We start from the raw sequence: 12,157 nt of genomic DNA on the forward strand, positions 1-12,157 counted from the left end.
GTGTCCGACGGATGGTCGGTCGCGCTCACGAATCGCCGGCCTCGGCCTTCGCGCGGGCGGCCGCCTCCCGGTCGCGGCGGATGCCGCGCTTGAGCGCCACGAGCTGCCAGAGGGCGAGACCGAGCGCCAGGCCGAACACGAGGCCGATGTCGAGGGCGGCGAAGAACGGGTCGCTCACGGGACGGCGTGCGAGGACCCCTCGGGCGCGAAGGCGGGTCCCGCAAAGGTCTCGCGCTCGCGCAGGGTCTCGACGAGGTCGAGGACCCGGGCCATCTGGCCGGGCACGTCCCACCAGGCCGGACCGGCGGGCACCGGCTGTGCGGCCACGGCCGCGACGAGGAACGTGACCTCGGCCAGGGGCGGCGCATGGCGATCCTGCGCGGGCGCGAAGGTGGGCGTCAGGGTGGCGCGGGCCAGGAGCGCCGCCTTGCGCCGGCCATCGACGCGAGCCCGGGTGGTCACCGGATCGAGGTCCTGGCGCTCCAACTCCCGTCCGATCTCAGCGTAGATGAGCCGAGCCGCGCGGATCGCCGGCCGGCAGGCGCGCGGCAGGCCGGAGAGGCCCGCTTCCGAGCGGATGTAGAGGAGGTCCGCCGCCGCGAGCAGCCGGGCGACGACGCCCGCCAGGGCCGGGCTCGGGTGCGGGTCGGTCAGGAAGGCCTCCGGATCGATCCCGGCTTCTCTCAGCCAGTCGACGGGCAGGTAGAGCCGGCCCGCACGGGCATCCTCACCGACGTCGCGGGCGATATTGGTGAACTGCATGGCGATTCCGAGGTCGCAGGCCCGGGCGAGGACGGCCGGATCGCGTGACCCCATGATCAGGGTCATCATCACGCCGACGCTGGCGGCGACCCGGGCGGCGTAGGCGGTGAGGTCGGAGAGCGTCGCGTAGCGCCGGCCCTCCCCATCCCAGGCCAGCCCCTCGATGAGCGCCATGGGCAGGGCCTGCGGGATGGCGTGGGCGACGACGAGGTCGGCGAGCGCCCGGTCGGCGGGGGCGTCGGCGGGGCGCCCGTCATAGGCGCGGGTCAGGCGGGCGGACAGGCGGGCCGCGGCCGCTGTCCGGGCGACGGGCGCCACGTCGTCGACGGCGTCGTCGGACAGGCGGCAGAACGCGTAGAGCCCGTAGGCCGGGCGCCGGACATGGGCCGGCAGAAGGGCGGAGGCGGCAAAGAAGCTGCGCGAGCCCGCCCGGATCGCGTTCCGGCACGCGGCCCGGTCGGCGGCGTCGGCGTGCGGCGTCGCCCAGAGGGGCGGCCTGTCGGGCTCGGGGGTTGCCCAGAAGGACGGCCTGACGGCCTCAGGCGAAGACGCGCGCATCCGGCACCACGGAATCGAGGACTCGGGCAGAGGAGAGGACGCCGGGCAGTCCGGCGCCCGGATGGGTGCCGGCCCCGACGAGGTAGAGGTTGCGCACGTTCTCGGACGCATTGTGCGGCCGGAACCACGCCGATTGCGTCAGCACGGGTTCGAGGCCGAAGCCGGATCCGCGATAGCTCAGGAAATCGCTGGCGAAGTCGTTGGGGGTCGTGACTTTCGACGTAACGAGGCTCTCGGAGAGCCCCGGCATCACCGTGGCTTCCAGATGCCGCGCGATGGCCTCCCGGTAGGGTTCGGCGAGCGCCGCCCAATCCTGGCCGCCGTCTAGGTTCGGCACCGGCGACAGCACGTAGAACGCGTCGTGTCCGGGCGGGGCCAGCATCGGGTCGGTGGCGGTGGGCCGATGCAGGTAGAGGCTGAAATCCTTCGCCAGACGCTTCTTGGTGAAGATGTCCTCGATGAGGCCGCGATAGCGCGGGCCCATCAGGATGGTGTGGTGGGCGACATCGGGAAATTTCTTGCTGGTGCCGAAGTACCAGACGAACAGGCCCATGGAGGAATGCGCGCGCCCGAGGCGCCGGGCATTCCAGCGTTTGGCGGTGCCGCCGAGCAAAGTCCCGTAGGTGAAGGCCGAATCGGCGTTCGACACCACGATCTCGGCCGGGATCGCTTCGCCATTCGCCAGGGTGACGCCCGTGGCTTTTCCACCCGCCACGGTGATGCGGGCGACGTCGGCGCCGCAGCGTAGCGCCCCGCCCTGCCCCCGGATGAGGTCGCATAGGCCGTCGACGAGGCGTCCGGTGCCGCCCATGGCGAAGTGGACGCCCCAGCGCCGCTCGAGATGGGCGATGAGGCAGTAGATCGCGCTCGCCCGGAACGGGCTTCCGCCGATGAGCAGCGGGTGGAAGGAGAAGATCGTCCGCAGGCGCTCGTCGCGGATGTAGCTGGCGACGAGGTCGTAGACCGAGCGGTGGCCACCGAGGCGCAGCAGGCGCGGCATGATCCGCAGCATGTCGGTGACCGACGAGAACGGCACGTGGCCGAGTTCCTCGAACCCGACCCGGCAGATCGCCTCGGAGCGGGCCATGAAGGCCTCGTATCCGGCGACATCGGCGGATGAGAACTTCGCGACTTCGGCCCGCATGGCGGCGATGTCGCCGCTGTAGTCGAAGGTGGCGCCGTCGTCGAAGCGGATGCGGTAGAACGGCCGCATGGGCACGAGCGTCACATCGTCGTCCATGCGCCGGCCGCACAGGCGCCACAGCTCCTCGAACAGGAACGGCGCCGTGACGATGGTCGGGCCGGCGTCGAAGGTGAATCCGTCCTGGCGGTGGACGCGGGCGCGACCGCCGGGCTGCTCCAGGCGCTCCAGCACCGTGACCCGGTAACCCCGGGCGCCGAGGCGGATCGCCGCCGCCAGACCGCCGAAGCCGGAGCCGATCACCACCGCGTGGGCGCGCGGATCGGAGCTCGTCACAGGGTTCGGCATGTCGGCGAGTGTCAACATAAGGTGACACTAATCCGCGTCCGCGACGGGACGCAAGCGCTGTTTTACGCCTCTGCCGCGGCCCGTGCCGGGCTGAGCTGGCGGATGATCCCGGCGACCGCCGCGGGCGCCTCCTCGTGGGCGAGGTGGCCGAGGTTGCGCAGCAATTCGACCCGCGCATGGGGCAGGCGCTTCTGTAGGGCGAAGGCGGTGTCGGGCGAGATCGCCCGGTCGTCGCCGCCCACCACCAGGGTCGTCGGCACGGTGAGCCGGGTGATGGCGCGGTCCAGCGCCGCCAGATCCCAGTTCGCCATCATGCCGAGTGCTCCGGCGACGTGGCCGGGGCAGCGGAACAAGCGCCGATAGAGATCGAGCCCCCCGGCATCGAGACGCGAGCCGGTGCCGCGGATGAGGCGCTCCACCGCCGGGCGGTCGGCGGTCCAGGCGAAGATTCGCGGCGTCACCGAATTGAGGAACAGCATCCGGGCGAGACTCGGGAACAGCACGGATGCGAGGCCGGGAAACGGCGTCAACGCCCCGTTGAGGGCGACGAGGTGGCGGGGGGCGAGGCCGTCGAGGCAGAGCCGGACGAGGAGCGCGGCGCCGGCAGAGTGGCCGACCATCACCTCCGGGACCACCCCGAGGGCGGAGAGGAGATCACGGATCGCCGCCGCCATGCCGGGCAGGGACAGGCGGTTCGCGGGCAGCGGATCGGTGAAGGCGTGGCCGGGGAGATCCGGCGCCACGACGAAGAAATCCTGCGCCAGCAGGGGAGCGAGGCCGCGCCACGAATGGGTGGCCGCGCCGGTGCCGTGCAGGAGCAGGAGCACCGGAGCAGCGGCGTCGCCGAAGGTCTGGACGTGCCAGGTCAGGCCAGAGGCTTCGACGAAACGGCTGGCCTCGCGGTGGGGCCAATCCGCGCCTTCGCGCTCCCAGGCGGGTCGATCGCTCGGCGCGGACATGATCGCTCCCTCAGGTCGCCGCCCGGATGGCGGCACGCATCGCCCCCGCATCGGCGTAGGGCAAGGGGAGATAGCGCGCACCCATGGCCTCGGCGATGCGGCGGGCGGTGTCCTGCGGCCGGGCCGCCGTGTCGATGAGGATGGTGCGGACCCCGTCGGCCCGCAGGGCCGTGGCTGCCGCGAGGGCGTCGGCGCCTGCCTGCGTACGGCCGGCCGCACCCGCGCGCGTGATGTTGGCGCGTCCGTCCGTGAGCACCACCACCACCGGCGTTCCCCCGCCCCGGTGCACGCTCCGGGCGAGTGCCGCCGCTGCATCGAGGCCCGCAGCCAGCGGCGTGCCCCCGCCTCCGGGCAGCGCGCTCAAACCCCGCCGCGCCCGCGCCAGGGCGCGGGTGGGGGGTAGGATCAACTCGGCCCCGAGCCCGCGAAACGCCAGGACGGCGACGCGGTCCCGGCGGGTATAGGCTTCGGCCAGGAGCAGCTCCACGGCGCCCTTGGCCTCGGCGAGGCGTTCGAGGGCGGCCGAACCCGAGGCATCGACGGCGAAGATCGTCGTGGTCTGCGTGCGCTGGACGAAGCGCGTGACGCGTAGATCCTCCGGGCGGATCCGGATGCCCTGGGGCTCGCCCGCCGTCCGGCGCAAACGCTGCCAGGGTGCGGCGGCGCGCAAGGTGTCGACGAGGGAGAGGCGTCCCTGGCGCGGATCGCCGGCGCGCGTGCCCAGGGGCCGTCCGGCGCGCGGCGACGCGGCGGCGGCCCCCGCTTTGCCGGCCCGCGGTTGGCGCGGGCGTGCTCCCGCCGCGATGAGCCCGGCGAGAAGACCGGGCGGAAGGGCGCTGCGCGCGGCCTCGACCATGCGCTGGTCGAGGGAGGCGGAGGTCTCCTCGTGCTCGGTGGGGGTATCCGGTTCGGGCGTGGTCTCCTCCCGCGCGGACTCCTCGGGCACGGCGGCCTCGGGCGTCGGTTCGGCTGTGGGCATCCGCGTCGCCCTCGGGCCGAGAACGAGGCGTGCGGCCCGGATCGTATCGTTCTCGCCCGGAACCGCACGCCCCTCGAGACGGGCGAGCAGCCGCGCGACCCGGGCGGCCAGGAGCGGACCGCGGAGCGACACCACCCCGAGGGCGTCGGCGGCCCGGCACAGGGCGCCGAGAACGTCCTCTGCCCCCGGATCGGACGCTTCGGCGTGGGACGGGTCGTCCACCGGGACCGCATCGCGCCAGGGGACGTCCGTGAGATCGATGTGCAGGGCGAGGCGGTCGGCCAGGGCGTCCGGCACGGCCTCGTCGTCGCCCTGACCCTCATCGAGAAGGATCACCCCGAGGCGTGCCGGGTGGCATCGTCCGAGGCCGTCGCGCTCCACCCGTACGGTGCCGGTGTCGAGGATCGCGGCGAGACGGGCCGCCTGCCCGGGTGACAGGCGTTCGGCCATGGGAACGACGAGGAGGCCGCCATCGGTCTCGGCCAGAAGCCCGGTCTCCGCCACGGGACGTCCGGCCGCGAGGGTGGCGGGTAGATCGAGGCCGCCGAGCAGGCGCGCATCGGTGATGCTGCCGGGCATCCGCCTCATCGGCCTGTCGCTCGGAAGGGCTACGCGCAGGGCTGCGAGCCAGGCCTCGCGTACGGGGCCCGCGCCGGCACGCACGACCACGCCGCCGACCCCGTGTGGATCGGCCGCCGCGAGGCGCGCCACCAGCACCGCGTCGGCCCAGGTGGTCACGGGGCGAAAACCTCCGCCACGGCCCGGGTGACGCGGGCGGTGGACCCGGATTCGTCGAGCGGATTGCGGCGCAGGCGATGGCGCAGGGCCGCCGGGGCGATGCGGGCGAGGTGATCGACGCCGACGGTGTCGGCCGCCTCCAGGGCCGCGAGCGCCCGGGCCGTGCGCATGAGGGTGAGTTCGCCCCGCAGTCCGTCGGTCCCGAGTGCGAGGCAGAGCCGGGCGGCCGCCTCCAGGGTGGCGTCGGGCACGGTGAGCGACGGCAGGTGCGCGCGGGCGCGGGTGAGGGTCTCGCGGATCGCCGCGTCCGCCCCGGCATGGGCGGCGCAGAACGCCTCCGGATCGCGCTCGTAGGCGTCGCGGCGACGCACCACGTCGATGCGGGTCGGCAGATCCGTCGGCGTCGTCACCTCGACGGCGAGGCCGAAGCGGTCGAGGAGTTGTGGGCGCAACTCGCCCTCCTCCGGGTTGCCGCTGCCCACCAGCACGAAGCGGGCGGGATGGCGGATGCTCAGACCCTCGCGCTCCACGGTGTTGATCCCCGACGCCGCGACATCGAGGAGTAGGTCGACGAGGTGATCGTCGAGGAGATTGACCTCGTCGATGTAGAGGAAGCCCCGGTTGGCCCGCGCCAGCAACCCCGGCTCGAACGCCTTCTGCCCGTGGGCGAGCGCCCGTTCGAGGTCGAGGGCGCCCACCACCCGGTCCTCGGTGGCGCCGAGCGGCAGGTCCACCACCGGCACCGGGACGGTGTGGACCTTCAGGCCGCCGGCGTGGTCGCGGCAGAGGTGGCACAGATCGCCCGGCCGGGCGGGATCGCAGGCATAGGGGCACCCGGCCACCGCCCGCATGGGCGGCAGGAGGGCGGCGAGCCCCCGGATCGCCGTGGATTTGCCCGTGCCGCGATCGCCGAAGACGAGGACGCCGCCGACGGACGGGTCCACGGCCGCGATGAGGAGCGCCTGGCGCATCTCGTCCTGGCCGACGATGGCCGAGAACGGGAAGCTCGGGGCCGGCGCGTACGGCGCCGTGTCCGGACGCGCCGGCTTCGCCCGTCCCGCCGCCCGGATCACGCCGGTCTCCGCGTTCGGGGGTGCGACGGAGGCCGGTTTACGATGCACCGCGTGGGTCGATCCGTTGACGATCATGGGGCCGATTTCACCTTGTCTCGACGCGTCGTTCGCATCTCCCCGTGTGATGGGGAGCAGGGTCTACTCGGCTGCCGCGCGCTCGACGCCCATCCGGCCCCAGATGGTGCTGAGCGCATTCACCAAGTGGTCGATGTCGGCATCCGTGTGGAGCGGGGACGGGGTGATGCGCAGGCGCTCGGTGCCGCGCGGGACCGTGGGATAGTTGATCGGCTGGACGTAGATGCCGAACGTGTCGAGCAGGGTGTCGCTGATCGCCTTGCACAGCACGGGGTCGCAGACCATCACCGGCACGATGTGGCTGTCGTTGGGCAGGTACGGGATGCCGGCCGCGTCGAGGCGCGCGCGGACGGTGGCGACCCGCTCCTGATGCCGGGTACGCTCCGATCCACTGGCCTTGAGGTGACGGATGCTGGCCGCCGCGCCCGCCGCCACGGCGGGCGGCAGCGAGGTGGTGAAGATGAAACCCGAGGCGAAGCTGCGGACGAAATCGCAGAGCTTCGCCGAGGCGGTGATGTAGCCGCCATGCACCGCGAACGCCTTGCCCAGCGTCCCCTCGATGACGTCGAGGCGGTGGGCGAGGCCGTCGCGCTCGGAGATGCCGCCGCCGCGTTGCCCGTAGAGGCCGACCGCGTGGACCTCGTCGAGGTAGGTGAGCGCGCCGTGGGCTTCCGCCACGTCGCAGATCTCCGCGATGGGGGCGATGTCGCCGTCCATGGAATAGACGGACTCGAAGGCCACGAGCTTCGGGCGGGAGGGGTCGACCAGACGCAGCTTGCGGTCGAGATCCTCCGGGTCGTTGTGGCGGAAGATGTGGCGCTCGGCCCGGCTCGCCTTGATGCCCTCGATCATCGAGGCGTGATTCTCGGCGTCGGAAAACACCGCGCAGTTCGGGAGCTTGCCCGCGAGGGTGCCGAGCGCCGCCCAGTTGGAGACGTAGCCGGAGGTGAACAGGAGCGCGGCCTCCTTGCCGTGGAGGTCGGCGAGCTCCTGCTCCAGCAGCACGTGATAATGGTTGGTGCCCGAGATGTTGCGGGTGCCGCCGGCCCCGGCGCCGCAGCGGTCGAGGGCCTCGTGCATGGCATCGAGCACAACCGGGTGCTGGCCCATGCCGAGATAGTCGTTGGAGCACCACACGGTGACCGGGCGGGTGCCGCCGGGGGTGTGATGCGTGGCGTGGGGGAAGCGGCCGTTGTGCCGCTCCAGGTCCGTGAACACCCGGTAGCGGCCCTCGCGGTGGAGGCCGTCGAGTTCGGCGGCGAAGAAGTTTTCGTAGTTCATGGCCTGTCCCCTTCCCGTTCTCTGCAGTGGTCTTTGCCCGTTCTTGTGGCGAAGGTCGCAAGGCGACGCTCAGCCGACGGTTTCGTGCGCCTCCCGGCTCCGGGCCGTGAGGGGTGGCGTAGCGACCGCGCCGTAATCCGCCCCACCGCCCATGGGGGCTGCGCGCGGGGCGGCGTTCTTCCCCGGCAGGCTCCACTGCCACAGGGCGGCCGAGGGCAGCGGCAGCATGAGGAAGCCGTGCTCCAGGGTGGCGAGTGCCATGAGCGTCGTGACGACGGTGAAGCCGACGAGCTCGTGGGTGCCGATGCCCTCCCCCAGGGCGGCGGCGGCCAGCCAGACGGTGCCGGACGCGGCCGCCGCGACGGAGAGCGGGAACAGCGGGTTCATCGCCCGGTTGCGCAGGAAGCCGGCGAGATAGGCGAGGTGGGCGGGCAGGAACTCGGCGTTGAGGTTGCGCACGCCGAGAAACATGTTGAGCCGGGCCGAGAGGTTCATGGCCGCCAGGATGAGGTAGGTCCACAGCGCGAAGCGGTTGGGGCCGCCCCAGGTCAGCCACAGGATCGCCAGGCCGCCGGCGATAATGGCGACTTCGTGCCAGAGGCTGGTGGCCAGCGCCGCCCGGAAGCGGGCGAACCCGCGTGCGCCCGGTGGGCACGCCACCGTGCGTGGCCCGGAGACGAAGCCCATGTAGTAGCTCATCTCCTGCCAGCCCCAGACCAGCAGCGCGCCGGTGAAGGCGGTGTAGGCCCCCGCTTCGGTGGTGTCCGCCGCGCTGGTGCCGATGGCCCACAGGGCTCCGGCGAGCACCAGGGTGCCGCCCGCCATGCTCCAGGGATGGGTGGAGCGCGGGCGGTGATCGAGCAGGATGATGAGCCCGGTGGAGAACCACCAGATCACCACCGCGTAGAGGGCGGGGACGGCGTAGGCGGCCATCGCCCTACCAGACCGGCTCGAGGCGGATTTCGGCCGGCATCGGGTTGTCGAGGGTCGGCAGCGCGTAGAGCCGGGCGAAGTTCACCGCCGAGGCCGCGATCCAGGCGCCGTGCTTGAGCTTACCCATCAGTCCGCCCTGCGCCTTGGCGTCGGCGATGCCGTTGGAGCAGGCGAGCAGCCGGTCGAGGGCCCGCTTGAACTTCGGGCTCTCGAGATCGAGGGTGAGCGGGAAGGTCTGCTTCGAGATTTCCGAGGTGATGCGGAACACCTTGAAATCGTAATCGGTCGGATCGACGCCGAGCGCCTTGTGGAAGGCCGGGCGGCAATGGTCACGCACATACATGGTCGCGAACACGGCGAGCAGGAAGAACTTGATCCAGTAGCGGTTCACGCCCGTGGTCAACTTCGGGTTGGCGCGCATCAGCAGCGCGAAGGCTTCGCCGTGGCGGAACTCGTCGTTGCACCACTTCTCGAACCACTTGAAGATCGGGTGGAAGCGCCGCTCGGGATGGCGCTCCAATTCGCGAAAAATGGTGATGTAGCGGGCGTAGCCGATCTTCTCGGAGAGGTAGGTGGCGTAGAAGATGAATTTTGGGCGAAAGAAAGTGTATTTCTTGGACTTGGTCAGGAAGCCCAGGTCTACGCCGATACCGAAGTCCTTCAGCACGTCGTTGATGAACCCGGCGTGGCGGGCCTCGTCGCGGCTCATGAAGCCGAACAGTTCGCGGATATCGGGGTTCTTGGCGCGCTTGCGCATCTCCGCGTAGAGCACGCAGCCGGAAAACTCGGCGGTGATGGACGACACGAGGAAGTCCATGAACTCCTTGCGCAGCTCCGGGTCGAGGCCAGACATGTCGGCGTCAAAATCGGAATTGCGGGTGAAGTGGCGCTTGTTCGGGTCGTCGCGCAACTCGGCGATGAGCTTGTCCCAGTCCGCGCGCACGGGCTCGACGTCGGTGCGGTCGAGTTCCTCGAAGTCCGTGGTGTAGAAGCGCGGCGACAGGAAGGTGGTCTCGTGCGCGGCCTTGGTGCCCTCATTCATGGGCAGCTTGGGCTTCACGGTCTGGTGCTGGATCGAGACGGTCACAGGCGCCTCCTCTCGGAAAAGCTGACTTCGTAGAGTTCGGTGAGTTCGAGGTGCCCGGCGAGCCTGGTCCAGAACCGCTCCAGGCGTCCGGCCCGGATCACCGTGGCGGTGCGGCGGACCGTGAGACGCTCGCCGTAGGGGACGCTCACGGGGGAATCGTGGACGAGGACCTCGTCGCCGGGCTCGATGTCGAAGTCGGCGTCGAGGGTCACGTGGGCATGGAGGCTCTCGGGCGTCTGCTCGATCTCCACGGTACAGGGCACCTCGACGGTGCGGCGGCCGTTCAGCCAGGCGATCATCGGGGGGCTCCGGGCTCGGGCAGCAGGCGGGCGAACGCGACGAAGTTCGACGGACCGAAGGCGCCGAGATTGACCGCGCGGCCGGTGAGCTCGTCGTCGAGGGCAAGGCTGCCGTCGTCGAAATGGGTGAGGCGGAACGGTGCCTCACGGCCGAACCCGGCACGCAGGCGAGCCTGGCCGAAGCCCCTCAGGGTGGCGCGCATGAAGTTGTCCTGGCCCGGCTCCACGGTGGCGACGAGGGTGCCCTTCACCGCGTCGCGCAGGAGGATCGCCCCGTCCGCCCGGTCCTCGGCGGTCAGGCGCAGGGTACGGACGGGCTGGGCCGGGGGCATTCGCGTCAGGCCGACCCCTTCGTGCCGGGCGATGCCGATGGTCCCGAGGGCGAAGGCGAGGAGAAGGCCGGCGCCGACGGGGAACCAGCTCGCTCGGCCCATGGGGGCGTTCAGAGTGCGTCCACTCACGGGATGGCTCCTTCAGCTGGCGGTGGCGAGACGGGGGCCGCGGGCGCGGGGCCGGATCACCGGGTTGGCGGACTCCTCTTCGACCTCCCGGGCCGCCGCGAGGGCGCGGGCGAGGATGGCCGAGACATCGGCCGCGTCGGGCACCGAGCGCATCATCGGCTCGGGGGCCGTCACGTGCCACGGTCGGGCATGGGGCCAGAGGTGGAGATAGGCGATGCGGTTGCCGGGCTTCACCCGCAGGGCGAGGTCGCCGGTGCCGTCGGAGAAGTGCCGGCAGCCGGCGCCGTCCACGAGGCCGAAGGGCAGGTTCAGGGTCATGGGCAGGGCGATGCCGACCCGCATCACCACCCGGCGGTTGGTGATGGTGTAGGTGGTCGAGCGCGCCGAGAGCCAGCCGAGGAAGCCGAGGAGCGCCACGGCGCCGGTGCCGATGGCGAGCGTCGGCCCGGCGGCGATCGCGGCCTCGACGAGCCGGCCCTCCGCCGCGAGGGGGACGGCCGCCCAGAGGGCCAATCCGAAAAACCACAGGGCCACGAGGCGGATGTGCAGGGCGCGCAGTCCGATGGCGAGGCCGCCGGGGCGGCCCTGCCAGAGGATGTGTTCGCCGGCGGGCAGCGGGGCCGGCAGGCCGGGCGGCGCGTCGAAGCGGTTGGCGGGGACGCCGTGGGTCTGGCTGAGGGCTCGGGTCACAGGAAGGCCTCCTGTCGTCCGGGGGTCGCGTAGAGGGTGCCGGCACCGAAGAAGGCCATGATCCGCTCCTCCTCGTAAAGGGTCACCGAATCCGGGTCCCTGTGGGCGGGGATGTCGGCGAACTGGTGGGCCAGCAGCGCCTCGGTCTTCACGGTGCGCGAGAAGCGGCCCGTGCGGCAGAAGGTGTTGGGCATCAGCACGCGCCGACCGCCGGCACCGAGTTCCACCTCGTAGTAGCGCACCATGGATTCTCCCCGATCGACCCAGAGGTCGGAGACGGTGCCGGCGGGTTGCCGGTCGGCGCCGAACACGGTCATGCCGATGGGGTTGGGGCCGTCCTCGTGGACGACGAAATGCTCGGCCACCCGCAGGGGAACGATCCGCTTGTCGCCGTCCCAGGTGCGGTCGTGGGAATCGTCTCGGTCGGCGAACGAGCCGGGGCCGATCTGGTCGTGCAGACCGTCGGTGTCGGGCTCCAGGGGGGCGCCCGGCCAGACCTCGTGCTTGTGGCCGCGGTAGTTCCAGGTGTTGGGACCCTCGTGCGGCGGAGCGGTCTTCACCTCGCCGTTGGAGAGGTGGAAGAATTTCGGCGTCGGGATCAGGATGGGGTCCGGGGTGGCGCGCCGGCCCGGCAGCCCCTCGGCCTCCAGGGGGTAGCCCTCGCGCCGATCCTCGCGGCGCAGGTAGAAGATCAGGCCGGCGAAGAAGATCCAGAACGCGTAGAGGACCACCTGCGCGACGTCGACATAGCCCGTGATTTCACCTCTGCCCAT

The 12,157-nt window shown here is 71.6% G+C and carries 13 protein-coding genes; all 13 read right to left on the reverse strand.

Features of this window, described 5'->3' with window-relative positions; translation table 11 throughout:
- Positions 1-25: 25 nt before the first annotated feature.
- The 13 genes from ASG60_RS23220 to puhA all read right to left on the reverse strand — a co-directional run bounded on the left by ASG60_RS23220 (position 26) and on the right by puhA (position 12,157).
- Positions 26-178, reverse strand: a complete 153-nt coding sequence (locus ASG60_RS23220; RefSeq protein ID WP_200918887.1) for a hypothetical protein — start codon at positions 176-178, stop codon at positions 26-28.
- Entirely contained in the window at positions 175-1,320 is a 1,146-nt protein-coding gene (locus ASG60_RS18455) for a phytoene/squalene synthase family protein (protein WP_056387059.1), read from the reverse strand. The genes ASG60_RS23220 and ASG60_RS18455 overlap by 4 nt, the downstream gene beginning before the upstream one ends.
- Positions 1,301-2,827 carry a phytoene desaturase gene (locus ASG60_RS18460; RefSeq protein ID WP_056387060.1) on the reverse strand — a complete coding sequence of 509 codons (1,527 nt, stop codon included), beginning with the start codon at positions 2,825-2,827 and terminating at the stop codon, positions 1,301-1,303. Before ASG60_RS18460 ends, ASG60_RS18455 begins: the two co-directional genes overlap by 20 nt.
- Before the next feature lie 44 nt (positions 2,828-2,871).
- Complete coding sequence (gene bchO / locus ASG60_RS18465) at positions 2,872-3,768, reverse strand: alpha/beta fold hydrolase BchO (protein ID WP_056306616.1); 897 nt, start codon at positions 3,766-3,768, stop codon at positions 2,872-2,874.
- Positions 3,769-3,778: 10 nt separating this feature from the next.
- Entirely contained in the window at positions 3,779-5,485 is a 1,707-nt protein-coding gene (locus ASG60_RS18470; RefSeq protein ID WP_056387062.1) for a magnesium chelatase subunit D, read from the reverse strand.
- Positions 5,482-6,633 (reverse strand): magnesium chelatase ATPase subunit I, encoded by a 1,152-nt coding sequence (bchI, locus tag ASG60_RS18475; RefSeq protein WP_082531827.1) that lies wholly within the window; start codon positions 6,631-6,633, stop codon positions 5,482-5,484. The genes ASG60_RS18470 and bchI overlap by 4 nt, the downstream gene beginning before the upstream one ends.
- Before the next feature lie 63 nt (positions 6,634-6,696).
- On the reverse strand, positions 6,697-7,914 hold the full coding sequence (gene hemA, locus ASG60_RS18480; RefSeq protein WP_056267292.1) for a 5-aminolevulinate synthase: 1,218 nt from the start codon (positions 7,912-7,914) through the stop codon (positions 6,697-6,699).
- Between the two features lie 69 nt (positions 7,915-7,983).
- Complete coding sequence (puhE, locus tag ASG60_RS18485; protein WP_082531828.1) at positions 7,984-8,847, reverse strand: putative photosynthetic complex assembly protein PuhE; 864 nt, start codon at positions 8,845-8,847, stop codon at positions 7,984-7,986.
- Positions 8,848-8,851: 4 nt separating this feature from the next.
- The gene (gene acsF, locus ASG60_RS18490; RefSeq protein ID WP_274533780.1) at positions 8,852-9,907 is read right to left on the reverse strand and encodes a magnesium-protoporphyrin IX monomethyl ester (oxidative) cyclase; all 1,056 of its coding nucleotides are present in this window, start codon (positions 9,905-9,907) and stop codon (positions 8,852-8,854) included.
- 23 nt (positions 9,908-9,930) lie between these two features.
- On the reverse strand, positions 9,931-10,233 hold the full coding sequence (locus ASG60_RS18495) for a hypothetical protein (RefSeq protein WP_056168774.1): 303 nt from the start codon (positions 10,231-10,233) through the stop codon (positions 9,931-9,933).
- Positions 10,230-10,694 carry a photosynthetic complex assembly protein PuhC gene (gene puhC / locus ASG60_RS18500; RefSeq protein ID WP_244473697.1) on the reverse strand — a complete coding sequence of 155 codons (465 nt, stop codon included), beginning with the start codon at positions 10,692-10,694 and terminating at the stop codon, positions 10,230-10,232. Before puhC ends, ASG60_RS18495 begins: the two co-directional genes overlap by 4 nt.
- Positions 10,695-10,706: 12 nt before the next feature.
- Positions 10,707-11,384, reverse strand: a complete 678-nt coding sequence (gene puhB, locus ASG60_RS18505) for a photosynthetic complex putative assembly protein PuhB (protein WP_056387064.1) — start codon at positions 11,382-11,384, stop codon at positions 10,707-10,709.
- Complete coding sequence (gene puhA, locus ASG60_RS18510; protein ID WP_056168782.1) at positions 11,381-12,157, reverse strand: photosynthetic reaction center subunit H; 777 nt, start codon at positions 12,155-12,157, stop codon at positions 11,381-11,383. Before puhA ends, puhB begins: the two co-directional genes overlap by 4 nt.

The organism is Methylobacterium sp. Leaf469 (genome assembly GCF_001424745.1).
Lineage (GTDB): Bacteria > Pseudomonadota > Alphaproteobacteria > Rhizobiales > Beijerinckiaceae > Methylobacterium.

Coding starts and splice junctions, on each gene's coding strand:
- ASG60_RS18495 (WP_056168774.1), bottom strand. CDS start 10,233: ATGATCGCCTGGCTGAACGGCCGCCGCACCGTCGAGGTGCCCTGTACC.
- puhE (WP_082531828.1), bottom strand. CDS start 8,847: ATGGCCGCCTACGCCGTCCCCGCCCTCTACGCGGTGGTGATCTGGTGG.
- puhA (WP_056168782.1), bottom strand. CDS start 12,157: ATGGGCAGAGGTGAAATCACGGGCTATGTCGACGTCGCGCAGGTGGTC.
- ASG60_RS18460 (WP_056387060.1), bottom strand. CDS start 2,827: ATGTTGACACTCGCCGACATGCCGAACCCTGTGACGAGCTCCGATCCG.
- hemA (WP_056267292.1), bottom strand. CDS start 7,914: ATGAACTACGAAAACTTCTTCGCCGCCGAACTCGACGGCCTCCACCGC.
- bchI (WP_082531827.1), bottom strand. CDS start 6,633: ATGATCGTCAACGGATCGACCCACGCGGTGCATCGTAAACCGGCCTCC.
- bchO (WP_056306616.1), bottom strand. CDS start 3,768: ATGTCCGCGCCGAGCGATCGACCCGCCTGGGAGCGCGAAGGCGCGGAT.
- ASG60_RS18455 (WP_056387059.1), bottom strand. CDS start 1,320: ATGCGCGCGTCTTCGCCTGAGGCCGTCAGGCCGTCCTTCTGGGCAACC.